This window comes from Kitasatospora sp. GAS204B, assembly GCF_029892155.1.
Classification (GTDB): Bacteria; Actinomycetota; Actinomycetes; order Streptomycetales; family Streptomycetaceae; genus Kitasatospora.
Genome location: NZ_JARZAG010000005.1, coordinates 151845 through 175580, shown reverse-complemented (window position 1 = coordinate 175580; position 23736 = coordinate 151845). Strand labels below are relative to the sequence as shown.

Below are 23736 nucleotides of genomic sequence, written 5' to 3'. Positions count from 1 at the left end.
TTGTGAGAAACCACCGCATCCGCCCGGTGGCGGGGATCGCCACCCTGCTGCTCGCTCTCGCCGCCGCGCTGCTGACGCCTGCCGGCGCGGCCTGGGCCGGCACCGTCCACGACGGCGCCAGCCAGCCCGTCTACTCCTACGCCAACGCGATCCGCGAGACTGTCTGGGTCGACACCGGCCTCGACGGTGAAGGCGACGGTCACCGCGACCGGGTCGCCGCCGACATCATCCGCCCGCGCGAGCCGGCCCAGGCCGGCCGCAGGATACCCGTGATCATGGACGCCAGCCCGTACTACGAATGCTGCGGGCGCGGCAACGAGAGCCAGGTCAAGACCTACGACGCCCAGGGCAATCCGGTGCAGTTCCCGCTGTACTACGACAACTACTTCGTGCCGCGCGGCTACGCCGTGGTGCTGGTCGACCTGGCCGGCACCAACCGATCGGACGGCTGCGTGGACGTCGGCGGGACCTCCGACGTGACCAGCGCCAAGGCGGTGATCGACTGGCTGAACGGACGGGCCGCCGGCTACAGCGCCCGCGCCGGGGGCAGCCCGGTCGACGCGGCCGGCTGGGCGAACGGCTCGGTCGGCATGATCGGCAAGTCCTGGGACGGCACCATCGCCAACGGCGTGGCGGCCACCGGCGTGGCCGGCCTGAAGACCATCGTGCCGATCTCCGCGATCAGCTCCTGGTACGACTACTACCGCTCGCAGGGCGCCCCGCTCTACAGCGGCACGCCGGCCGACCTGGCGAGCGTGGTGGAGGACCCGGCCGACGCCGCCCACTGCGGCGCCGAACAGAGCGCGTTGGCCGCCGGCGCCCCCTACGACGGCGACTGGACGGCGCTGTGGCAGCAGCGCGACTACGTCGCGGACGCCGCCAAGGTGAAGGCCAGCGTCTTCGTGGTGCACGGGATGCAGGACCTCAACGTACGGACCGTCAACTTCGGTCAGTGGTGGGACGCGTTGGCCTCGCACGGGGTGCAGCGCAAGATCTGGCTCTCCGAGACCGGGCACGTCGACCCCTTCGACTACAGGCGTGGCGCCTGGGTGGACACCCTGCACCAGTGGTTCGACCACTACCTGATGGGCGTGCCGAACGGGATCCAGAACCAGCCGATGGCCGACATCGAGCGGGCCCCCGACCAGTGGTCCACCGACGCCCGGTGGCCCGCGCCCGGCACCACGGCGACCACCGTGCACCTCAACCCGGGTGCGCTGGGCGGCGGTTCGAACAGCGGGACGGTCTCCTTCAACGACGACCCGAGCAAGGACGAGAACGCCTGGGCCGGCGAGGTCGACCAGGCCACCCCGGAGAAGGCCGCCTTCACCACCGGCGCGCTCGCCCACGACCTGCGGCTCTCCGGCAGCGGCTCGGTGACGCTGACGGTCGGTTCGAGCACCAGCAGCGCCCACCTCAGCGCGGTGCTGGTGGACCTCGGGCCGGCCAGCATCCGTGACTACCAGGGCAGCGGGGAGGGGATCAGCACGCTCACCACCCGCTCCTGCTGGGGCGAGAGCACGGCCGGGGACAGCGCCTGCTTCCTGGACACGGCGGCGGCCACCACCAAGGTCGAGGAGACCGTGTTCAGCCGCGGCTGGGCCGACCTCGGGCACTACGCCGGGCTCGACCACGGCGTGCCGCTCACCCCGGGGACGCCGTACCGGATGACCGTGCGGCTGGCCGCCACCGACCATGTGGTGCCGGCCGGGCACCGGTTGGCGCTGATCGTGGCCGGGACCGACAACGGGCTGATCGACCCGCCGGACACCCGGCCCACCCTCACCGTCGACCTGGCCGACTCGACGCTGCGGCTGCCGCTGGTGGGTGGCGGGACGCTGCGCTGAGCGGGTGCTGGTGCCCCCCACCTTGAGGGGCACCAGCACTGCCGCGTCTACCAGTTGGGCGCGAGCTGCTCGCCGGTGGCGGCCAGGTGGACGGCGATCGCCTCCATCGGGCAGAGCTCGGCGGCCTCGGTGACCTCGGTCAGCGCCTCGGTGCGGGCCCGGCGCGGGCGGGCCCGGCCGTCGGGGCCCAGCTCCAGGTCGGCGGGGGCGGTCGCCGCGCAGAGTCCGGTCCCCACGCACCTGGCCTGGTCGACGGAGACCACCACCTCCTCGGCGCTCACCAGGTCACCGGGAGGGTCTGCGGGCTGCGGGTGACCAGGCCGCGCCGCCAGTCGATGTCCTCGACCGGCACCGCGAGCCGCAGCTCGGGCAGCCGCCGGGCCAGCCGGTGCAGTGCCAGCTCGAGTTCCATCCGGGCCAGCCAGGCGCCCAGGCAGTGGTGGGGCCCGGCGCCGAAGGTCAGGTGCGGCGTGCTCGGCGGGGCGAGCAGGCCCTGGCGCCAGTCGCCGGGGTAGACCTCGGGGTCGTGGTTGGCGGCGAAGGAGTCGGCGGCCACCACCGCGCCGGCCGGTATCAGCACCCCGCCGATCTCGACGTCCGCCACCGCCCGGCGCAGCAGGCCGGGGGAGACGGTGCTGTCGCCGAGCGGGACGGAGCGCAGCAGCTGTTCGGCGACCGTGGCCGCCCGCTGCTCGTCGCCGGCCAGCTCCTGCCAGGCCTGCCGGGCCTCGGTGAGCAGGAAGACCAGACCGTTGCCGAGGGTGGTCATGGTGGTCTCGTGCCCCGCGACCACCAGGCCGATGATCAGCTTGATGATCTGCAGCTCCGTCACCTCGCCGTCCTCGTCGGCGGCCTTGACCAGCGAACTGACCAGGTCCTCGCCCGGGTTGCGGCGGCGCTCGGCCATCAGCTGGGCGCCGAACATGCCGAAGTCCAGCATCGCCTCCTGCACCGCCTGCGGGGTGTAGGCGCTGGCGGAGAGCGCGTGGTCGCTCCAGTGCGACAGGCGCTTGAGGTCCAGGCCGTCCAGACCCATCAGCCGGCTGATCACCACCACCGGCAGCGGGCGGGTGAAGGCGGCGACCAGCTCCACCGGCTGCTCGGCGCCGGCCAGCGAGTCGACCAGGTCGTCCACCACGGACGCCACCCAGGGGCGCCAGCGCTCGATGGCCCGGGGGGTGAACGCGCGTTGCACGGTGCGGCGCAGCCGCTGGTGGTCGGCGCCGTCGATGTTCAGGATGGTGTCCGGGTCGTCCAGGATGTTCGGGTACGCGGTGATGGCGGGGGCGTCCGGTGCGAAGAGGTCGACCCGGTTCAGTCGCGGGTCGGTGAGCACCTGGCGGACGTCGGCGTGCCGGCGGACCCACCAGACCGGCGTGCCGGTCATCAGCTCGGTCAGGGTGGGCGGGCCGGCCTCGGCGGCGCGCAGGCAGTGCAGCGGGACGAGCGGCGCGGCGGCCGACGGGTCGGTGTGATCGAGCGACACGAGATCCTCCATGCGGATGGCCAGGCGGGTTGACCAGGCGGGTTGGCCTCGCTACCGACGGTAATGCGTCAAGCGCATGCCAACCAGGGGGTGTGGCGCACGAGTTGGAGCGCGCGGCAGGCGTACGCCGGGCGCACGAGGCGGGCGGTGGTGAACCGGGGGCGGCGGGCGTGGTTGGCGGGTCGCCTGACGGCGGCGCAACCTGGAGAAAGGTCTCAGGAACGAGGTGTCCAGTGGCCGGCGATCGAGGTGACCAGCGGACCGGTGAACAGCCGGAACCGGTGATCCGCACGGCCGCGCTGAGCAAGGTCTACCCGAAGACCGAGATCGCCGCCGTGGACCGGCTGGACCTCGCGGTCCACCAGGGCGAGCTCTTCGGACTGCTCGGCCCCAACGGCGCTGGCAAGACCACCACCGTCGGCATGCTCACCACCCGGGTGATCCCCACCTCGGGCGGCGCCTGGATCGGCGGGATCGACGTGGTCAACCAGCCGACCCTGGTCAAGCAGGTGATCGCGGTGGTCTCGCAGCAGAACACCCTGGACCGCTCGCTGACCGTGCGGGAGAACCTGATCTTCCACGGCCTGCTCTTCGGCCGCTCCGGGCGGGTGGCCCGGCGCACCGCCGACGAGCTGCTGGAGCGTTTTCACCTGACCCGGTGGGCCGACGCCTCGGTCTACGCGCTCTCCGGGGGCCTGGCCCAGCGGCTGATGGTGGCCCGCGCGATCTACCACCGCCCCGCCGTGCTCTTCCTGGACGAGCCGACCGCGGGCCTGGACCCGCAGAGCCGGCTCGCGCTCTGGGAACTGCTGACCGGCCTGATCGCCGACGGCCAGACCATCATGCTCACCACCCACAACATGGAGGAGGCCGAGCAGCTCTGCGACCGGGTGGCGATCATCGACCACGGCCGGGTGCTGGCGCTGGACACCCCCGCCGCGCTCAAGCAGGCGGTGGACGCCGACACCGTGGTCACCGTGCAGGCGCCCGGTGAGCCGGCCGCCCTGGCCGAAATGCTGGCCCGCGAGGTGGCCGGGGTCAGCCGCAGCCGGCTGCTGCCCGGTGGAGTGGAGCTGCACGTCAAGGGCGGGGCGAACCGCCTGCTGCCCCGGGTGCTGGGCGCCGCCGAGGCGGGGGGCTTCGAGGTGGCCGACCTGTCGGTGGCCGAGCCCACCCTGGAGACCGTCTTCATCACCCTGACCGGGAAGGAGCTGCGGGACTGATGACCGCCGTGACCACCCCCACGATCAGCGTCGAGCCGCCGCGCTCGGTGTTCGCCGCCTCGCGCGCCGCACTCGGTGCGCTGGTCAGACGCGACCTGCTGGTGCTGCGCAAGCACTTCGGCGAGTTCGCCGTGCGGACCATCATGCAGCCGCTGCTGCTGGTCTTCGTCTTCCTCTACGTCTTCCCGAGCATCGGCCAGGGGGTGGGCTCGGGCGGCGGCACGGCGGGGGAGTCCGAGTTCGCGACGGTGCTGGTGCCCGGGGTGGTCGCGGTGACCATCATGTTCCAGGGCATCCAGTCGGTGGCGATCCAGCTCTCCCAGGAGTTCGGCTACACCCGGGAGATCGAGGACCGGGTGCAGGCGCCCTGCCCGCTCTGGCTGGTGGCGGTCTCCCGGGTGCTCTCGGGGGCCACCCAGGGGATGATCTCGGCGATCATGGTCTTCCCGATCGCCGCCGTGGTGCACGCACCCGGCGTGCACGCGCACCTGTCGGTGCACTGGTGGATCGTGGTCACCCTGATCCCGCTGGCCTGCCTGGCGATGACCTCGCTGGGCCTGGTGCTCGGCACCACCTTCGAGCCGCGCAACATCGGGCTGATGTTCGGCTTCGTGGTGCTGCCGCTGGTCTTCCTCGGCGGGACGTACTACCAGTGGACCAGGCTCGCCGCCGTCAAGGTCGGCGGGTTCCCCTGGTTGCAGACGCTGGTGCTGATCAACCCGCTGATCTACATCGCCGAGGGCATGCGCGCCGGGCTCACCGAGGCCTCGCACATGCACCTGTACATCGTCTACCCGGTGCTGATCGGCTTCTGCGTGCTCTTCCTCAGCCTCGGGCTGCGCAACTTCCGCCGCCGGGTGCTGTCGTAGCATCCGGCGGCGGAAGGCTCGCGGTGCCTACGAGGCGCCGAAGCGCTCGCGCCAGGCCGCCAGGTCCTCGTCGGTGATCTTGGCGAAGAGCACCGGCGGGATGGTGAACTGCGTGCCGGGGGCGACGAACTCCAGCGCGGCGGCCTGCTCGGCGCTGACCCACTGCGGCTCGGCGCCGTCCGCGGAAGCGAAGACCGCGCGCATCGCGGCGCTGGTGCTCGGGATGAACGGCGCCGAGATCACCCCGTAGAGGTGGATCAGGTTCATCGCGGTGCGCAGCGTCAGCGCGGCGCCGGCCTCGTTGGTCTTGATCTCCAGCCAGGGGGCCTTGGTCTCCAGGTAGGAGTTGCCCGCGCTCCACAGCGCCCGCAGCGCCTGGGCGGCCTTGCGGAACTGCAGCGTGTCCAGGTGGCCCTGGTACTCGGCGAGCAGGCCCGCGACCTCGGCGCCCAGCGCCCGCTCGGCCTCGCCCGGCGCGTCGCCGGCCGGGACGGTGTCGCCGAAGCGCTTGAGCGAGAAGGAGAGCACCCGGTTGACGAAGTTGCCCAGGGTGTCGGCCAGGTCCTTGTTGACCGTGGCGGCGAAGATCTCCCAGCTGAAGCTGGTGTCGTCGGACTCCGGCGCGTTGGCCATCAGGAAGTAGCGCCAGTAGTCGGCCGGCAGCAGTTCCAGCGCGGCGTTGGTGAAGATGCCGTGCTGCTGGCTGGTGGAGAACTTGCCGCCGTAGTAGTTCAGCCAGTTGAAGGCCTTGACGTAGTCGACCTTCTTCCACGGCGCCCGGGTGCCGATGATGGTCGCCGGGAACATCACGGTGTGGAACGGGACGTTGTCCTTGGCCATGAACTCGGTGTAGCGCACGTCCTCGGCCTGGTACCACCAGGACTTCCAGTCCCGGTTGGCCGGGTCGGCGTCCGACCACTCCTTGGTCGCGCCGATGTACTCGATCGGGGCGTCGAACCAGACGTAGAAGACCTTGCCCTCGGCCGCCAGCTGCGGCCAGACGTCGGCCGGGACCGGCACGCCCCAGTCCAGGTCGCGGGTGATCGCCCGGTCGTTCAGGCCTTCGGTCAGCCACTTGCGGGCGATCGAGGAGGCCAGCGTCGGCCAGTCCTTGCCGTGGACGTCGATCCACTCCTCGACCTCGTCGGCCAGCTTGGACTGCAGCAGGAAGAGGTGGGTGGTCTCGCGGACCTCCAGCTCGGTCGAACCGCTGACCGCCGAGCGCGGGTTGATCAGGTCGGTCGGGTCCAGCAGCCGGGTGCAGTTCTCGCACTGGTCGCCGCGGGCCTTGTCGTAGCCGCAGTGCGGGCAGGTCCCCTCGATGTAGCGGTCCGGCAGGAACCGGCCGTCGGCGACCGAGTAGACCTGGCGGATCGCCCGCTCCTCGATGAAGCCGTTGGCCTGCAGCTCGCGGGCGAACTCCTGGGTGATCTCGCGGTTCTGCTGCGAGGAACTGCGCCCGAAGTAGTCGAAGGAGAGCTGGAAGCCGTCGTAGATCGCCTTCTGCGCGTCGTGCTGCTCGGCGCAGAAGTCCGCCACCGACTGGCCGGCGGCCTTGGCGGCCAGTTCGGCCGGGGTGCCGTGCTCGTCGGTCGCGCAGATGTAGAGCACGTCGTGGCCGCGCTGGCGCAGGTACCGGGAGTAGACGTCCGCCGGGAGCATGGACCCGACCATGTTCCCCAGGTGCTTGATCCCGTTGATATAGGGAAGCGCGCTGGTGATCAGGTGTCGAGCCATCCTGGGATGCTCCTCGTGTCGTGGTGACGGACTGTGGCGCCAGTCTATCGGCCCGGCGAAAGCCGCCCGAACCGTTATTACGGGCGGCTCGGCCGCGGACGTCGGCGGTTCAGGGCTGCGGCACGTTCGGCGTGTTCGGGCCCGTCCAGCTGTAGATGTAGTGGTTCTGGCCGTCCTTGAACGAGCTGTACGGGGCCGGGTTGACGTCCATGCACTGGTTGGCGTCGTCCTGCGCGTTCTGCGACTGCGCGGTGGTGGGCAGCGCGGTGGGCACCGGAGCGGCAGCCTGGCTCGCCGCGCCGGCGGCGGTGCCGCCCGGGAAGCTGGTGCCGGTGGTCCAGTCGGTGCCCACCACCAGGGTGAGGTGGGTCGCTGAGACGGTGGACTCGCTCAGCGCGCTGTCGGGCAGGCCGAGCGAGGCGGCCACCGCCTTCGCCTGCGCCTGCTGGGCGGCCGGATAGAGCAGCTTGGTCGGGGACTTGGGCGGCAGGGTGGTGTCCCGGGTGGCGTGCGTGTAGCCCTGCGCGGTGAGCGCGTCGGTGACCGCCGTGCTGCGACCGGTGCCGCCGCTGCCGTTCTGCACGTCGATCCGCACGGCGGCCTTGTCCACCGGCGGCGCGGCGGGCGCGCTGCTCGCCGGGGCGCTGCTCGCGGCGGCGGGGTCGCTCGGCGCGGGGCCGGTCGGCGGGGCGTTGCGGTCGAGCGCGACATCGGCCGCGATCATCTGGAACAGCTTGGCCGAGTCGGGCGTCGTCTCCACGAGGTCGGCGCTCGGGTTGCCCGGGTCCTTCTGGTAGGCCCACGGCATGGTCACCGTGGTGATCCGGGCGGTGGGCACCTTGTTGAGTTCCAGTGCCAGCGAGGCCAGCGCGTCCACCGTGCCGAGGCCGGTGTCGACCTGGAGCGCCTTGGTGGCGGCCTGCGCGAGGTCGTTGAGCTTCAGCGGGTCGGCGAGGGTCTTGGCTGACTTGAACGAGCGGATCATCGAGTTGATGTAGAGGTGCTGGGCCTGGGCGCGGCCGATGTCGGTGCCGTCCCCGAAGGCGTGCCGGGTGCGCAGCCACTCCAGCGCCTGCTCGCCCTGGATCGAGTGGGTGCCGGCCGGCAGCACCAGGTGCGAGCCGATCTCGTGGTGCACGCCCTGGGCGTCCGTCGAGGGTTGGAAGTCCATCACGTTCTCTTTGGTGCACACGGACACGCCGCCGATGGCGTCGGCCATGTTCACCACACCCGCGAAGTCGACCATCATGTAGTGGTCGATGTGGATCTTGGTGAGCTGCTCCCAGGTGTCCACCACGCAGCCCGGGTCACCGACGTTGAGGCTGTCGGTGATGATCGAGTGCCGGGCCTTCAGCACGGCCTTGGTGGTCGGGTTGGTGCAGGTGGGGATGGCGGCCTGGGTGTCGCGCGGGATGCTCATGATGGAGGCGTTGCTGCGGTCCGCCGACAGGTGGACCAGCATCTCGACGTCCGCGTGCGGGGCGCTGCCGTCGCAGGAACCGCCGAGTTTGCAGTCCGCGGCGCTGGTCCGGCCGTCGGAGCCGATCATCAGGATGTTGAGCGGGGTCTGGCCCGCCGCGTTCGGCTTGGAGGGCGGGGCGAGCGCGGCGCCGCCGTTGTTCAGATCGCCCTTGCGGATGTTGGAGTTGAGCTGCTGGATGTACAGGTAGCCACCACCGACCGAGGCCACCACCAGGAAACCCACGCCGGCCGCGCCGTACTTGAGGATCCGTTTGCGCTTGGCGGCCTTGCTGAGCTTGCCGGCGCCACGGCCCCGGGCGGCGGCCCGCCCGCCCGGCTGCGCGGCGGCCTCGGCGGCGTCCGCCGGCTGACCGGCCGCCCGGCGCCCGTTGCCCGACCTGGCGGCCTTGCGGGCGGCGGCCCGGCCGCCGGTGGGAGCGGGGCTGTGCTGGCCGGTGGAGCCCGGGGCGGCCGCGGCGCTCTCGGCGGGCTCGACCGGGGTGGCGTGCGCCGGGAAGCCGCCGTAGGGCGAGTAGCCTCCTTGGTCCGGACTGCCGTCCCCCGTAAGGCCGTTGCCGTCGAACGTCATGCGGTGACCACCAAGCTCTGGCTGTGCCAGGTCCTCCCCCTGGGCGCTTGGCGGGAGACTATATCAATTTGAGATCATAGTTTTAATTGAGGCTACTGAGGTTAGGGCAGGCTCAGTTGACTGACACTCACGCGAAGGTCGGTCGACGAACCGGCCGGTGGACCCTCAGACGCTCAGCCCGGTCTCCAGGGCGAGCAGTTCGGCAACGCTCTGGCGGCGGCGGATCAGCCGGGGCGTGCCGTCCTCGACCAGGACCTCGGGGATCAGCGGGCGCGAGTTGTAGGTGGAGGACATGCTGGCGCCGTAGGCCCCGGTGTCGTGGAAGACCACCAGGTCGCCGATCTCCGCGCGCGGCAGCGGCACCGGCTCCACCTCGCCGCCTTCGAGCTGGGTGAAGACGTCGCCCGACTCGCAGAGCGGACCGGCCAGCACAGTGTCCAACACCGGCTCCGGGCGCGGCCGGCCGCTCGGCGCGAGCACCGAGACGCGGTGGCTGCTGCCGTACATCGCGGGCCGCATCAGGTCGTTGAAACCCGCGTCGACCAGCACGAAGTGGTTGCTGCCGACCGGCTTCTGCGCCCGCACCTCGCTGACCAGCACCCCGGCGCCCGCCACCAGGAAGCGGCCGGGCTCGATCTCCAGCCGCACCGGGTGGCCGAGTTCGGCCGCCAGCTCCTGCCGGGCGGCGTCCCAGATCCGGAAGTACCGCTCGGTGTCCACCTCCGGCTGCCCCGGCGCGTACGGCACCGAGAGGCCGCCGCCCGCCGAGATGGCCCGCACGTCCCGCCCCGAGAGCCTGACCTGCTTGACCATCGTCTCGCAGACCGCCTCCAGGTGGCCGTAGTCGACCCCCGAGCCGATGTGCATGTGCAGGCCGATCAGGTCCAGCCCGTGCCGGTCGACCAACTCGAGGCTGTCGGCCAGGTGCTCGTGCCAGATGCCGTGCTTGCTGTGCTCGCCGCCGGTGTTGGTCTTGCGGCTGTGGCCGTGCCCGAAGCCGGGGTTGATCCGGATCCACACCGGGTGCCCGGGGCTGGCGCTGCCCACCTGGTCGAGCATCTGCGGCGAGCCGGCGTTGACCGGCACGCCAAGCTCGACCACCCGGCGCAGCGTGGCGCGGTCCAGCAGGTCGGCGGTGAAGACCACCGGCTCGTTCGGGCCGTCGACCTGGTACCCGGCGGTCAGCGCCCGCTCCAGCTCGCCCTGCGAGACCGCGTCCACCAGCACGCCCTCGGCGCGCATCAGCCGCAGGATGTGCGTGTTGGAGCAGGCCTTCTGCGCGAAGCGGATCACGTCGAAGCTGCGCAGCCGGGCGATCTGGGCGCGGATGTGCGCGGCGTCGTAGACCCAGGCCGGGGTGCCGTACTCCTCGGCGATCCGGGCCAGCCGCGGTCCGTCGAAGGCAGGGGTGGTGGTCACGGGTGAGGTCCTGTTCGGCCGACGGGGTGGGCGGAGGAATTGTCGCGGAAAGGGCGGGGAAATTGCTATGGTGTCCACACAGCGGACGGTGCTGGAATTCCCGTCACTGTACTGCGGGTCGACCCTTGCGGGAAAAGCGGAAAAGGAATTCCCGGGCGATCGGGGTATGCCGATAAATCGGACGGTCCGGTGTGGGCGGCGAAGAAATATTTCAGGGCGGGGCGGGTCCTGGACCTGCCGGCCGATGGTCGCCAGTGCCTGTCACGGAGCGCCGCAGCCGCCTGACGGTCCGTCGACTGTGCCCGTCACCCGGCGGGCGCGTGAGGGTGTGGTGAGCATGTCGACGGAACGTCACATATGCCCGATTCCTCACTCGATGGGCCTTGCTGCGTTCCGGACATCGGCCTACCTTCTGCCGCATGCCCGCACCGCTCATCTCCATCGTCCTGCCCGCCCATGACCAGCGGGAACAGCTCGCGAGCTGCCTGGATTCGATTCTCGACCAGTCCTTCGGCGGCTTCGAGGTCATCGTGGTCACCGACCCGTCGCCGGACGGCGCCGCCGAGCTGCCGTACCCCGCGCGGGACGGGCGGGTGTCGGTGCTGCGGCTGAACGCGGCGGTGGGGGTCGGCCGCGCCCGGAACGCGGGGGCGGAGCGGGCCGAGGGGCGTTACCTGCTCTTCCTGGACAGCGACCATCTGCTGGCCCCCGGGGCGTTGCTGGCGCTGGCCGAGCGGGTCGGCGCGGCAGAGCATCCCGATCTGGTGCTCTTCGGGCACACCCGGCTGCACGCTGGGCGGATCTGGCCGGGGGCGGCGGCCGATCTGCTGGCCGGGATCGGCGACTCGGTGTTCGCGCTGTCCGAACACCCGGAGCTGTTCGGGGCGCCGGCCCACGTCTGGGACCGGCTGATCAGCCGACGGGTCTGGCAGGGCGCGGGCCTGGCGTTTCCCGAGGGCCAGTACGAGGAGGTGCCGGTGGCGCACCAGGCGCTGCTGGCGGCGGAGCGGATCGCCGTGCTGCCGCAGGAACTGGTGCAGTTGCGCCGGCGGCACACGGTGCACCCGGCCGGATCGCCCGGCAGCAGCACCTTCGATCTGTTCGACCAGTACGAGCGGAGTTTCGAGGCGCTGGAGGCGGTGGAAGGCAGCGAATCGCTGAGACCGTACCTGTTCACCAGAATGGTCCGGCACTACCTCTTCGTCTTCGACCTCGCGGGCTGCGTCAGCCGGGCGGCCCGCCCGCGGTTCTTCCACCGGGCCGCCGAGCACTACCAGCGCTACCAGCCGGAGGGCTACCGGCGCCCGGGCGGGCGGGAGGGCCTGAAGTTCTCGTTGCTGGCCGGCGGCGTGTACAGCGCGTTCGAGGTGGCGAAGCTGTCGCAGATCGCGCGCACGGCGGTCGCGGGGCGGGCCGGCCGGGCGAGTTGAGCGTCCGGCAGGGTTGAGCGGGTCAGGGCGGGCCTGAGCGTTCGGGCCGGCCGAGCGTTCAGCGGCTGGCCCGGCCGAAGGTCCAGCGGGTCGGGGAGCCGGTGAAGTCGGCGTCGGTCAGGCCGAAGACGGAGTCGGGCCGGACCCGGAAGGTGGCGTTGACCGCGGGGTCGAGGAAGTCCGGGCCGTAGGCGGTGTCGTACTTCGCGTTGAGGGCGGCCAGGAAGGCGGCGATCTCCGCCTGCCCCGCCAGCACCTCGGCGCGGCCGTCCAGCACGACGGGCTGGTGCGGGTCGTCGGTGCTGATCGCGCAGTCGGGGTGGGCGGCCAGGTTGCGGTACTTGCGGGACTGGCGGCTGCTGCTGAACCAGAGCGCGCCGGTCAGCCAGACGCCCCAGACCGGCATGGTGTGCGGTCGGCCGTCCGGGCGGACCGTGCAGAGCCAGTAGTCGTGCGAGCCGGTCAGCCTGCGCTCGGCCCAGGACCAGGGCAGCAGGCCGGTGCCCTGGTCGGCGGGCCGGATGCCGTAGCCCGGCATGTACGGGCGCGCGGCGCTGGGCTCGGGTGTCCCTGGTTGGGGCGTCATCGCCGCGGGCGTCAGTTGCCGCCCATCACGGCCTTGGCCCGGGCCGCCATCTCGGCCGGCGGGACGTCCTCGACGTGGCTGGCCACGCTCCAGCGGTGGCCGAACGGGTCCTCGAAGGTGCCGGTCCGGTCGCCGTAGAACTGGTTGGCGAGCGGCCGCAGTTCCACCGCGCCGGCCGCGATCGCCTTGGCCCAGACGGCGTCCACATCCGCCACGTAGACACTCAGCAGCACCGGCGAGCCGCCGACCGTCTTCGGGCTGCGCACGCCGATCTCCGGGTTCTCGTCGGCCAGCATGATCACCGAGTCGCCGATGCTCAGTTCGGCGTGGCCGATCCGGCCGTCCGGGCCGAGCATCCGGTCGCCGCGCTGCTCGGCGCCGAGCACCGAGGTGTAGAAGTCGATCGCGGCGGCCGCGCCGCTGATGAAGAGGTAGGGCGACACGCGGGGGTAGTTGTCCGGGATGGGCTTGACGGTACTCATGGGCAGCCTCCATGGGGTGGATGGACGGGCGCGGACTCGTGCGGATTCCCGCCGGCCAGCGTGTCACGGGGCGCCGAACGGCCTCGGCGAGCCGCGCGGTGGGGTCCATCGGGTGGGTCAAGCGCGGCGAGCGGTCCCAACGGTCGCTCCGCTCGTTAGATTGGACAGCAGCGGTGGGCACCGCGGTGGTGCGAATGGCGAGGCCGGGGCCGGAGAGCGGGTGAGGCTGATGGCGGAGCCGGAAGAGGCCGAGGAGAGTCCGGTCGGCGCCGTCGGCTGGGTCACCGTGTCGATCCCGCCGGACGGTGCCGGCGAGGTGCTGTTGCCGGTGCGCGGCGGGAGCGAGGCGTTCGCAGCCTGGGCCGACGCGCCGATCGCACGCAACACCCAGGTCATGGTCGTGGAGCGGATATCGGCCCGTTCCGTGCTGGTCGTTCCGTTCCCCCACACCTAGCTCGCTCGATCGCTCCCAAGGAGGACGCGATGTTGTTCTGGCAGGTTCCCGCGCCGAACGAGGCGCTGCTGATCTCCGGCTCCAAGCGCCAGGCTCAGGCCACCCAGTTCCGGATCGTCACCGGCCACGGCAGTTTCGTGATGCCGGTCAAGCAGAAGGCCAGGAAGCTGTCGCTGGCGCTGCGCGAGGCGGAGATCGCCGAGGACTGCGTCACCCAGCAGGGCATCCGGCTGACCGTGCGCGCGGTCACCGTCTTCAAGGTCGGCGACGACTTCGTCTCGATCGCCAACGCGGCCCGCCGGTTCCTGGCCGAGCAGGAGCGGATGGAGGAGCTGGTCGGCCGGATCTTCGCGGGCCATCTGCGGTCCATCGTCGGTGGGTTGACGGTGGAGCAGATCATCCGCGAGCGCGACCGGGTCGCCCAGGAGGTCAAGGCCGGCAGCCACAACGAGATGGAGAAGCTGGGCATCGTGGTCGACGCCCTGCAGATCCAGGAGATCGAGGACGCCACCGGCTACATCACCAACCTGGCCGCCCCGCATGCCGCCGCCGTCGCCAGCCAGGCCCGGATCGCGCAGGCCAAGGCCGACCAGGAGGCCGCCCAGCGGGAGCAGGAGGCGCTCGCGCTCAAGGCCGAGTACGAGCGCGACACCGCGATCAAGCGGGCCGGTTTCGTCGCCGAGACCGAGCAGGCCAACGCGCATGCCGCGCAGGCCGGACCGCTCGCCCAGGCGAAGGCCACGCAGCAGGTGATCGAGGAGCAGACGGCGCTGGCCCAGCGGCACGTCGAACTCGCGGCCCAGCGCCTGGAGGCCGAGGTCCGCCGCCCCGCCGACGCCGAGGCCTACCGCCAGCGCGCGATCGCCGAGGCCGAGCGCGACATGGCCAAGTTCCAGGCCGAGGGCGAGGCCTACCGGCGCACCACGCTGGCCACCGCCGAGGCGCAGGCCGTGCGGGTGCAGGCCGATGGGGACGCCTATGCCGAGCGGACCCTCGCCGAGGCCCAGGCCGCCGCGAACGCGGCCCGCGCCGAGTCGCTGCGCGGCGGGGCGCAGGAGCTGATCGCGGCCAGCCGGGTGGTGGAGAACCTGCCGGCCCTGGTGGACGCGGCGTCGCAGGGCATCGCCGGGTCGAACCTGACCATCCTCAACGGCAGCGAAGGCGTCAGCCAGGTCACCGCCGGGATCGTGGGGCAGGGGCTGGCGATCCTGGACGTGCTGAGGCGCTCGACCCAGGCGCAGGGTGGCGCGGCGGGGCGGGTCGTGGCACCGCAGCAGGCTCCGGTGCCGCAGGCGGATGGTGCGGATGGTCAGGAGGGCACGGGGCTGAGCTGAGGCTCGCTGCGGTGAACCGGGCCGTGCGTTGGCGAACCGGCCGTGCGTTGCCGTGGCCGGTCGGTCGGCGCAGGCTGGTCGGTGAAGCGGCCTGGAGGTGCGGCATGCGGAACTACCGGCTGGACAACCAGTGGGACGTCGAGCTCAGCTTCGAGGAGGACGGCACGACCACGGCCTGCCAGGCCCGGCTGGTCGGCGATCGGGCCCCCGCTGCGCACGGCTACGGCCAGGCGCAGCGGAACACCGCCGACCGCCCCGTCTACCGGCTCGGCGAGGAGCTGGCGGCCTCCCGCGCGCTGCGGGCGCTGGCGCAGCAGTTGCGTGCCCAGGCGGACGGTGACATCGGGGACGTGAACCGCAGACCCGCCTACCCGGACTACTGAGGGTCGGGGACCCGGGATGACGGGCCGCAGATGAGCGAGCGGACGGACCTCTCCGGCGGCCCGGTGCCGGCAGCGGCGGCCGGGCCGCCGGGGCCGCGCTCCCTGCGGCAGGACCTGCGCGGCCCGCTGCGCGGACTGGTCGGTGGCCAGTGCCTGGGGCAGGGCGCCGACGGGCTGGCGCAGATCGCGTTCGCCCAGTTCGTCCTCTTCGACGTGGGGCGCGGCGCCACGCCGGGCCGGATCGCGGTCGTGCTGGCCGTGACGCTGCTCCCGTTCAGCCTGCTCGGCCCGTTCGCCGGGGTGCTGCTCGACCGCTTCGACCGGCGCCGGGTGCTGGTGCTGGTGTCCTGGCTGCGGGCGGTGCTGGTGGTGGCCGGGGCGGTGATCGTCACCGAGCGGTGGACGGTGCCCGCGTACGTGGCGGTCCTGCTGCTGCTCTCCTCCTCCCGTCTGGTGCTGACCGCCAAGGGCGCCGCGCTGCCACGCACCGTCCCACGGGAGCGGCTGGTGCCGGCCAACGCGTTCTCCGCGCTGGTCGGGTCGGCGGCGGCGTTCCTCGGGGCGGTGGGCGGTTCGCAGTTCGTCGGCTGGTCGACGGCGGCCGGGTTCCTGGCGGCAGGAGTGCTGTACGCCGGGGCGGCGGGCGTCTTCACGCGCCTGCCCTACCTGGGCGGCAGTCCCGGGCACCTCGTCCTGCCCGGGGTGCGGCAGGTCGCCGTCGACCTCGGGGACGGGGCCCGGCTGGTCGCGCGGACCACCGCGATCCGGCGCCCGCTGCTCGCCGTGGCCGTGCACCGGCTGCTGCTCGGCGCCGGGTTCGTGGTGCTGGTGCTGGTCGCGGACTCGCAGTACCGGCTGAAGGCCTCGGGCTACGGCATCGCGATCGCCGCCACCGGCGTGGCCACCTTCGCAGCCAGCGCGGCGGCCACCCCACTCGCCGCCCGCTACGGCGCCCGGGCACTCGTTCCCGCCTCCTTCCTGCCGGCCGCGGCCGCCGCGTACGTGGGCGGTCTGGACCCGTCGATCTGGGTCCTGGTGCCCTGCCTCGGGGTGGCGGCCTTCGCGTTCCAGGTGCTGAAGGTCTGCACGGACGCGTTGCTCGGCGGCGCGACCCCGGACCGCTCGCGGGGGCGGGTCTTCGCGCTCTACGACATGGCCTACAACGTCGCGTTCGTGCTGGCGGGCCTGCTGATGGTGCCCTGGTGGCGGACCGGGCACGAGCGCGCGCTGCTGTGGTGGGTGGCCGCCGCGTTCACCCTCGGGTGGGTGGTGCTGTCGGCGGCGGATCGCGGCTGGCGGCCGCACCGCCACCGGGCCCGGCTGCCCGGCCGGTACAAGGGCCGCTGCCTGGCCTTCGCGGTCGGGGCCGTCCCGGTGCTGGCGTTCCCGGCGCCCGCCTGGTGGTGGCTGGCCTGGTTCGCGCTGGTGCCGCTGATGCTGGTGGTGCGGGCGGGGCCGACCCGGCGCGAGGGCGTGGTGCGGGCCTGGTGGGGGATGGCCGGGTTCGAGGCGGCCACCCAGTACTGGCTGCTGCCGGACGTCGGGCCGGCGCTCGGACTGCTGGCGCTGCTGATGGGCGCGCTCTGGCTGCCCTGGGGGTGGGCGGTGCACCGGTTGCTGGCGCCGCCGGTGGGCGGTCGGCGGCTGGCGGTCGCGCTGGTGGTGGTGCCGAGCGCGTGGGTGTGCGCGGAGGGGGTGCGGTCCTGGCAGAGCCTGGGCGGGCCGTGGGCGTTGCTCGGGGCGACCCAGTGGAACCAGCCGCAGCTGCTGTCGACGGCCTCGCTGGGCGGGGTGTGGCTGACCGGGTTCCTGGTGATGGTGGTGAACACGGCGCTGGTGATGCTTCTGACGGTCCGTCAGTTTCGGTTGCGGGTGGTGGGATTGGTGGCGGTGGGCGGGTGTCTGGCGGTCGGCCCGGTATGGGCGGCGGTACGGCCCGCGCTGCCGGTGACGGGGAGCGTGCGGGTGGGGCTGGTGCAGCCCGGGGTGCTCGGCACGCCGGCCGAGCAGCAGGCGTCCGAGGAGCTCGAGACGGCCCAACTGGCGTCGCAGCATCCGGGGTTGGTGGTGTGGGGGGAGAGCAGCCTGGGCGACGACGTGAACAGCGGCGGATCGTCGAACGCGTCGCTGGCCGCCTTCGCCCGGCAGCTGGGCACCGACCTGCTGGTCAACGGGAACGCGCCGACGGCCGACGGCACCGGGTTCTACAAGCAGTCGCTGCTGATCGGCGGGAGCGGGGTGTTGGGGACGTACGACAAGATCCGGCTGGTCCCGTTCGGCGAGTACATCCCGCTGCGCTCCATGCTCGGCTGGGCGACCAGCGTCAGCAAGGCTGCCCCGACCAACGTGCTGCGTGGCGAGCGGACCACGGTGATGCACAGCGGGCCGGTGGCGATCGGGCCGCTGATCTGCTTCGAGTCGGCGTTCCCCGATATGGCGCGCACCGAAGTCGCTGACGGGGCCCAGCTGTTGGTGTACCAGGCGGCCACCTCGACGTTCCAGGGCAGTTGGGCGCAGCCGCAGCACGCCTCGCTGGCGGCGGTGCGGGCGATGGAGACGGGCCGCCCGGCCGTGCAGGTGTCGTTGACGGGCGACAGCGCGGCGTTCGACGCGCACGGGCGGGTGCTGGCCTGGCACGGGGCCGGGTACCGGGGCGCGTTCGCGGTGGACGTGCCGCTGGTGTCGGGGAGCACGCCGTACCAGCGGGCGGGGGACTGGATGCTGGCGGTGAGCTTCAGCGTGCTGGCGGCGGCTGGGACGATGGCGGGGTTGCCGGGGCGGCGACGGGAGCGGTAATGATGGCCCCGTCGGCGGCAGCGCCAGCACACCAGGCCGGGCGGGGAATCGGGGGGACAGGCGGATGAAACTGGAGCTTCGGCACCTGCGTGCGGTATGCGCGATAGCCGACGCCGGCAGTCTCGGTCGGGCCGCGGCGGTGCTGGGGTGCTCGCAGTCCGCGCTGAGCCGTCAACTGCTGAGGATCGAGCAGCACTTCGGCGTGACGCTGTTCGTCCGGACCCGGTCCGGGACCGAACCGACCGCCAACGGCGCCGAGGTGATCGCCCAGTCCCGTGACGTCCTGGCACGGATGGAGGGGATCGGGCACCGATCGGCCGAGACCGAGTCCCGCCCACCACGCGTCCTGCGGCTGGCCGTCACCAACTCGCCCGTGCTGCCCGGTATGGTGGCCCGGCTGCACAGCCGACTGCCCGGCAGCACCCTCCGGCTGCGCAGCGTCTACGCCTCCTCGGCGATCGTCGAACTGCTGGAGCAGGGCGAGCTGGAGGCCGGAATCGCGGTGGACTACCCGGGGCTGGAGCTTCGGCACTCCGAGGCCGTCGCGGTGCGCGGAATCGCCACGGAGCCGTCCATCCTCGCCCTGTCGGCGCGGCACCGCCTGCGGCACCGCGCCGACATCGCGCTGGGCGAGCTCGCCCAGGACGCCTGGTTCCTGACCCCCGACGACGGTGCGGGCTGGCCCGGTGTCTTCTACGCGGCGTGTGCGGAGGCCGGTTTCACCCCGCCCGCCGTGCACGAGTTCCTCGGGGATCCGCTGCAGTTGCAGCACATGATCGCGGAGGATCTGGGAGTCGCGCTGGTGCAGGCCACCACGCGACCGATCCCCGGCGTCCTGCTGAAACCGCTGACCGGCACGCCACTGTGGTGCCGGTACGTCCTGGTCTGGCGGCGCGGCGCCGTCGACGAGGAGCTCGCGCAGGCCCTGTTCAGCGCCGCGTCCGCCGCCTACCAGGAGCTGTGCGGCCGGAGCGCCGACCCCCGGACCCAGGCCGCCCGAGCCCGGTAGCTCCCGACCGGACCAGCCGGACGGTCAGGGCCCGGGCCACGGCCGATGGTATGACCGTGATCCGACATGTGGTATGTCACATCTCATTGATCTGGCTCACGGCGCGTGCGACGGTGCCTGACACGCCTCCACGCGCTACATCCGAGGCGCATCCACTGGTCCCCCACCAAGGAGTGATGATGCGTCAGCCATTCGGGCTGCCCAGAATCATGGCCGTGCTCGCCGCCGCGAGTACGGCTGTCGCCGGCTTTGCCGCCACCCCGAGCTTCGCCGCCGCGACGGTGAAGCCCGCTCAGCAGGTCAGCCAGGCCGTGAACCCCCACCACGGCCTGGTGTCGCCGACCGGCAGCCTCGCAAGCACCGACGACCAGGACGCCGTGCAGAACGGCCGGCTCGCCCCGGCCCAACTGCCCCCGCGCTCCCCGCGGTCCGCCACCCCCAAGGCACCCGCGCCCAGGCTCGCCGGCACCAACGCGGCCGGCCGGGCGGCCAATGCCGCCACCTCCTGCACCCCGGCCGACTTCTCCGGTCGGACCGGGTCGGCCCTGGTCTCCTACATCCAGGGCTCGACCATCGACTGCATCAGCTCGCTCTTCACCGTCACCGGCGGCAATGCCACCGGGGTGTTCAAGGAGAGCCAGATGACCGCCGTCGCCAACGGGTACCGGAGCGCCGCGGCCTCCTATGCCGGTGACGACTCGACCGGCCTGTGGCAGCTGGGGTACTTCCTCCAGGGCGGGTACTACGTCCAGTACAACGACCCCACCGACGTCGGCAGTTACGACGCCTCGCTGACCAGCGCGGTGCAGGCCGCCCTCGACACCGTCGTCGCCAGCCCGCACCTGAACGACGTCAGTGACGGCAACGGCGAGGTCGCCGGCGAGGCCATGATCCTCTCCGACAGCGCCAACCTGCAGGCCCGGTACCTCAACACGTACAAGCAGGTGCTGAACGGCTACACCAGCGCGTACGACGCGTCCTGGTACATGGTGAACTTCGTCAACTCGGTGTACACCCCGCTCTTCCGCGGCCACCAGAACCCGGCCTACGTCGCCGCGGTCACCGCCGACCCGAGCATCATCACCACGCTCGACAGCTTCGCGCTCAACCACAAGGCCCTGCTGGGCACCACCAACTCCTTCCTGGACTCCAACGCCGGGCTGGAGACGTCCCGGTTCATCGAGCACTCGGCGCTGGCGGCCACGGTCAAGCCACTGATCAAGGGCCTGCTCGACGCCTCGTCGATCACCGGCCCGACCGCCCCGCTCTGGGTCGGCGTGGCCGGCATGGCCAGTTACTACGACCAGTCCAACTGCTCCTACTACGGCGTCTGCAACCTGTCGCAGCAGCTCAGGACAGCGGCGCTGCCGGTCAGTCACACCTGCGACGCCACGCACAGCATCCTGGCGCAGAGCCTGACCGCGGCCGACCTGTCCGCGGTCTGCGCGAGCCTGCAAGGCCAGGACCCGTTCGTCCACAATCTGGTCAAGGACAACGGCCCGATCCCGGGCCAGTACGAGTCCTCGCTGCAGATGGTGGTCTTCGCCAGCCCGCAGGACTACCAGACCTACGCCGGCGGCATCTACGGGGTGAGCACCAACAACGGCGGCATAACCCTGATCGGCGACCCGACCAGCACCACCAACCAGCCGATCTCGCTCACCTACCAGAACGGCAACGACGGCTTCACGGCCGGCATCTGGAACCTCAACCACGAGTACACCCACGCCCTCGACGGCCGCTACGACATGAAGGGCGACTTCACGCAGCAGATCGCCGTCCCGGACGTGTGGTGGATCGAGGGCGTGGCCGAGTACGTCTCGTACACCTACCGGAACGTGACCGACACCGGCGCGGTGGCCGAGGCCCCCAAGCACACCTACGCGCTGAGCACGCTGTTCCAGAACACCTACGAGAACAGTGACTCGACCCGCACCTACCCGTGGGGCTACCTGGCCGTCCGGTACATGGTCGAGAAGCACCCGGACGTCATCGCCAGCATGCTGAGCCACTTCCGCACCGGTGACTACACCGGCGGCTACGCGGTCTACAACTCGATCGGCACCGCGTACGACGCCGACTTCAACACCTGGCTGGACGCCTGCGCCGCCGGCGCCTGCGCGGTGGGCGGCACCCCGACCGCCGCGTTCGACGCCGCCCCCGCCGGCCTGAGCGTGCAGTTCACCGACCACTCGACCGAGTCCGGCGGCAGCATCGCCTCCTGGGCCTGGAACTTCGGCGACGGCTCCACCGCCACCACCGCCAGCCCGTCGCACACCTACGCCGCGGCCGGCACCTACAACGTCAGCCTGACCGTCACCGACGGCAACGGCAAGACCGCGGCCATCACCCAGTCCGTGACCGTCAGCGGCAGTGGCGGTGGCGGCGGCACCACGGCCTGCACCGCGACCGACACCCGCGTGCTGGCGCAGAACTGCTACCGGGCCAACCAGTCCGCGACCGTGGACAACCTGGACTACTACTACATCTACCTGCCCGCCGGCACGACCACGCTGACCGTCAGCAGCACCGGCGGCACCGGGACGGCCTACCTCCTCTACAACCCCAACGCCTGGGCCACGATGAGCGCCTACACCAACGGCTCGCTCAACAGTGGCACCAGCCAGACCCTGACCGTCACCAACTCGACGGCCGGCTACCGCTACATCAGCCTCTATGCCCAGACCGACTTCAGCGGCGTGACCATCAGCACTCAGTACTGATCCCTGCGCAGGTGGTCTCAGCGGCGGCGGTCCGGAGCACGACTCCGGGCCGCCGCTTGCCTCGGGCGGGTGGGAGTTGACCTCTCAGGCTGACCTGACGTGCGGGTGATGTGCCATTCCCGGTGCAGGCGGCTCATCGTTCGGAGGTCGGCCAGGCGTGAGGCGTCGCCGCAGAGGTAGGCTGCCCGGGTCTGCTCGCGCAGTCGGGCGCATTCGGTGCACTCGGCGGCCGGTGACGGGTCGCCATCGGGCGTGGCACAGTTGGCGTTCACTCGCTGGGGTCCCGGTCCGGGCAGATCGCCGCGCCGCAAGTGCAGGGTGGCCACCCGGCGGGCTTGCGGAGCGACACGCGGGAGAACCAGGCAGGGTCGTAGTCCGCCAGCGGATCGTCGGTTCGCTGTGCCATGGCGAGGCGCTCCGCGCCCCAGGCTACTACCACGGGGCGCGGTACCACGGTGCGATCCAGTTCCTGATGGATCCGACCGGGCGGCGAATGGCCGGGAAATGGGTCGGGTTCGGCAAGGAGTTCGACGTGAACACCGGGCCCTGGGAGCTGCGCCTGCTCAGCAAGGCGACGACCCCTGAGGTGCTGGCGCGGTACGGCGCGCCGGTGGACGGGGGCTGAGTTGGGCGCGGTTCCGATAGCGGCTGGCGGAGGCGCCTTCATAAAGGCCGGGCCCTTCTGATCCCAGAAGGGCCCGGCCCGGGGCTACATCAAGTGCACTTCGACACTGAAGCCCTTGGCCAGGACCGAGTTCAGGTGCCCGGCGTGGGCACCCAAGTACTGACGTGCCGCGCTCGATTCGGCGCTTACTTCGAGCAGGACATAGTCCTGCGAATCCTCGGTGTCCTGCCCGCAGACACAGCAGCGGAGCCGCTGGGTGGGCATGCTTCCATCGCCCGTCATCTGGTCACGCGGTGCGGAACTCCGCGAGGATCCGCTGGGCCGCCAGTGTGGCCGTGAGCGTGCCCTCCCGTACCTGCTGTTCCAACTCGGGGGTGAGGCGGCGGACTTCCGGGTGCTCATGCAGCTGGGCGAAGAGCTGGTCGTGCACCATGGCCCAGGTCCAGGCGACCTGCTGGTCGCGTCGCTTGGCGGTCAACGCGCCGGTGGCGTCGAGGAGTTCGCGGTGTTGGGTGAGGCGGTCCCAGAGTTCGTCCAGGCCGGTGCCGTCAAGGCCGCTGCAGGTGAGCACCGGTGGGGTCCAGACGGCGTCCGGGGCTTGCAGCAGGCGTAGGGCGCCGGCCAGTTCGCGGGCGGCGGCCTTGGCGTCGCGGTCGTGGGGGCCGTCGGCCTTGTTGACCGCGATCAGGTCGGCCAGTTCGAGGACGCCCTTCTTGATGCCCTGGAGCTGGTCGCCGGTGCGGGCCAGGGTGAGCAGCAGGAAGGTGTCGACCATGCCCGCGACCGTGGTCTCGGACTGGCCGACGCCGACCGTCTCGACCAGCACCACGTCGTAGCCGGCCGCCTCCATCACCACCATCGACTCGCGGGTGGCCCGGGCCACGCCGCCGAGCGTGCCGGAGGTGGGGGAGGGGCGGACGAAGGCGTTCGGGTCGGCGGAGAGCTTCTCCATCCGGGTCTTGTCGCCCAGGATGGAGCCGCCGGTCCGGCTGGAGGTCGGGTCGACGGCGAGCACCGCCACCCGGTGGCCGCGCCCGGTGAGCCGGGTGCCCAAGCCCTCGATGAAGGTGGACTTGCCGACGCCCGGCACGCCGGTGATCCCGATCCGGATCGCGTTGCCGGAGTGCGGCAGCAGGTCGACCAGCAGGCGTTGGGCGAGCTCGCGGTGGTCGGGGCGGGTGGATTCGACCAGGGTGATGGCCCGCGCGATCCAGGCGCGCGAGCCGTCGAGCACTCCCTGGTGGTACTGGTCGAGATCGATCGTGCGGGCCATCAGTCGGACC

The 23736-nt window shown here is 71.8% G+C and carries 18 protein-coding genes and 1 pseudogene; 11 read left to right on the top strand and 8 right to left on the bottom strand.

From position 1 onward, the window contains the following. Positions 1-2 precede the first annotated feature (2 nt). Entirely contained in the window at positions 3-1847 is a 1845-nt protein-coding gene (locus P3T41_RS09155; RefSeq protein WP_280689135.1) for a Xaa-Pro dipeptidyl-peptidase, read from the top strand. Positions 1848-1894: 47 nt separating this feature from the next. Here the strand turns inward: P3T41_RS09155 and P3T41_RS09150 are convergent, their stop codons facing one another. Then, positions 1895-2128 carry a ferredoxin gene (locus P3T41_RS09150; RefSeq protein ID WP_280689134.1) on the bottom strand — a complete coding sequence of 78 codons (234 nt, stop codon included), beginning with the start codon at positions 2126-2128 and terminating at the stop codon, positions 1895-1897. Beyond that, positions 2125-3333: a cytochrome P450 gene (locus P3T41_RS09145; RefSeq protein WP_348533633.1), complete on the bottom strand. Its 1209-nt coding sequence runs from the start codon at positions 3331-3333 to the stop codon at positions 2125-2127. The genes P3T41_RS09150 and P3T41_RS09145 overlap by 4 nt, the downstream gene beginning before the upstream one ends. Positions 3334-3566: 233 nt before the next feature. On the opposite strand from P3T41_RS09145, the gene P3T41_RS09140 reads away from it, so the two are divergent. After that, positions 3567-4556, top strand: coding sequence for an ATP-binding cassette domain-containing protein (locus tag P3T41_RS09140; RefSeq protein ID WP_280689132.1), 990 nt, complete (start codon positions 3567-3569; stop codon positions 4554-4556). Further along, on the top strand, positions 4556-5425 hold the full coding sequence (locus tag P3T41_RS09135; RefSeq protein WP_280689131.1) for an ABC transporter permease: 870 nt from the start codon (positions 4556-4558) through the stop codon (positions 5423-5425). Before P3T41_RS09140 ends, P3T41_RS09135 begins: the two co-directional genes overlap by 1 nt. Positions 5426-5452: 27 nt before the next feature. Here P3T41_RS09135 and metG read toward each other — a convergent pair whose 3' ends face one another. The 3 genes from metG to lysA all read right to left on the bottom strand — a co-directional run bounded on the left by metG (position 5453) and on the right by lysA (position 10631). Then, entirely contained in the window at positions 5453-7162 is a 1710-nt protein-coding gene (metG, locus tag P3T41_RS09130; protein WP_280689130.1) for a methionine--tRNA ligase, read from the bottom strand. A gap of 109 nt (positions 7163-7271) precedes the next feature. Next, positions 7272-9212, bottom strand: coding sequence for an LCP family protein (locus P3T41_RS09125; protein WP_280689129.1), 1941 nt, complete (start codon positions 9210-9212; stop codon positions 7272-7274). A gap of 165 nt (positions 9213-9377) precedes the next feature. Further along, entirely contained in the window at positions 9378-10631 is a 1254-nt protein-coding gene (gene lysA / locus P3T41_RS09120; RefSeq protein ID WP_280689128.1) for a diaminopimelate decarboxylase, read from the bottom strand. Between the two features lie 419 nt (positions 10632-11050). On the opposite strand from lysA, the gene P3T41_RS09115 reads away from it, so the two are divergent. Next, positions 11051-12061, top strand: a complete 1011-nt coding sequence (locus tag P3T41_RS09115; protein WP_280689127.1) for a glycosyltransferase — start codon at positions 11051-11053, stop codon at positions 12059-12061. Between the two features lie 58 nt (positions 12062-12119). Here the strand turns inward: P3T41_RS09115 and P3T41_RS09110 are convergent, their stop codons facing one another. Both P3T41_RS09110 and P3T41_RS09105 read right to left on the bottom strand, forming a co-directional pair. Then, a complete protein-coding gene (locus P3T41_RS09110; protein ID WP_280689126.1) occupies positions 12120-12647 on the bottom strand; it encodes a pyridoxamine 5'-phosphate oxidase family protein in 528 nt (175 codons plus the stop codon). Positions 12648-12658: 11 nt separating this feature from the next. Next, on the bottom strand, positions 12659-13129 hold the full coding sequence (locus P3T41_RS09105) for a VOC family protein (RefSeq protein WP_280689125.1): 471 nt from the start codon (positions 13127-13129) through the stop codon (positions 12659-12661). Between the two features lie 229 nt (positions 13130-13358). Between P3T41_RS09105 and P3T41_RS09100 the strand changes: the two genes are divergently transcribed. The 7 genes and pseudogenes from P3T41_RS09100 to P3T41_RS09070 form a co-directional block, all read left to right on the top strand. Beyond that, complete coding sequence (locus P3T41_RS09100; protein WP_280689124.1) at positions 13359-13583, top strand: hypothetical protein; 225 nt, start codon at positions 13359-13361, stop codon at positions 13581-13583. A 29-nt stretch (positions 13584-13612) separates the two neighbouring features. After that, positions 13613-14917, top strand: coding sequence for a flotillin family protein (locus P3T41_RS09095; protein WP_280689123.1), 1305 nt, complete (start codon positions 13613-13615; stop codon positions 14915-14917). A gap of 104 nt (positions 14918-15021) precedes the next feature. Beyond that, the gene (locus P3T41_RS09090) at positions 15022-15300 is read left to right on the top strand and encodes a dsRBD fold-containing protein (protein ID WP_280689122.1); all 279 of its coding nucleotides are present in this window, start codon (positions 15022-15024) and stop codon (positions 15298-15300) included. Positions 15301-15330: 30 nt separating this feature from the next. Next, complete coding sequence (gene lnt, locus P3T41_RS09085; RefSeq protein ID WP_280689121.1) at positions 15331-18096, top strand: apolipoprotein N-acyltransferase; 2766 nt, start codon at positions 15331-15333, stop codon at positions 18094-18096. Between the two features lie 64 nt (positions 18097-18160). Beyond that, positions 18161-19105 (top strand): LysR family transcriptional regulator, encoded by a 945-nt coding sequence (locus P3T41_RS09080; protein ID WP_280689120.1) that lies wholly within the window; start codon positions 18161-18163, stop codon positions 19103-19105. Between the two features lie 176 nt (positions 19106-19281). Then, positions 19282-21828 carry a collagenase gene (locus tag P3T41_RS09075; RefSeq protein WP_280689119.1) on the top strand — a complete coding sequence of 849 codons (2547 nt, stop codon included), beginning with the start codon at positions 19282-19284 and terminating at the stop codon, positions 21826-21828. Positions 21829-22255: 427 nt separating this feature from the next. Further along, positions 22256-22453 (top strand): annotated as a pseudogene (locus P3T41_RS09070) (hypothetical protein); the annotation flags it as partial. Between the two features lie 286 nt (positions 22454-22739). Here P3T41_RS09070 and meaB read toward each other — a convergent pair. After that, positions 22740-23726 carry a methylmalonyl Co-A mutase-associated GTPase MeaB gene (meaB, locus tag P3T41_RS09065; protein WP_280689118.1) on the bottom strand — a complete coding sequence of 329 codons (987 nt, stop codon included), beginning with the start codon at positions 23724-23726 and terminating at the stop codon, positions 22740-22742. Positions 23727-23736: the final 10 nt, after the last annotated feature.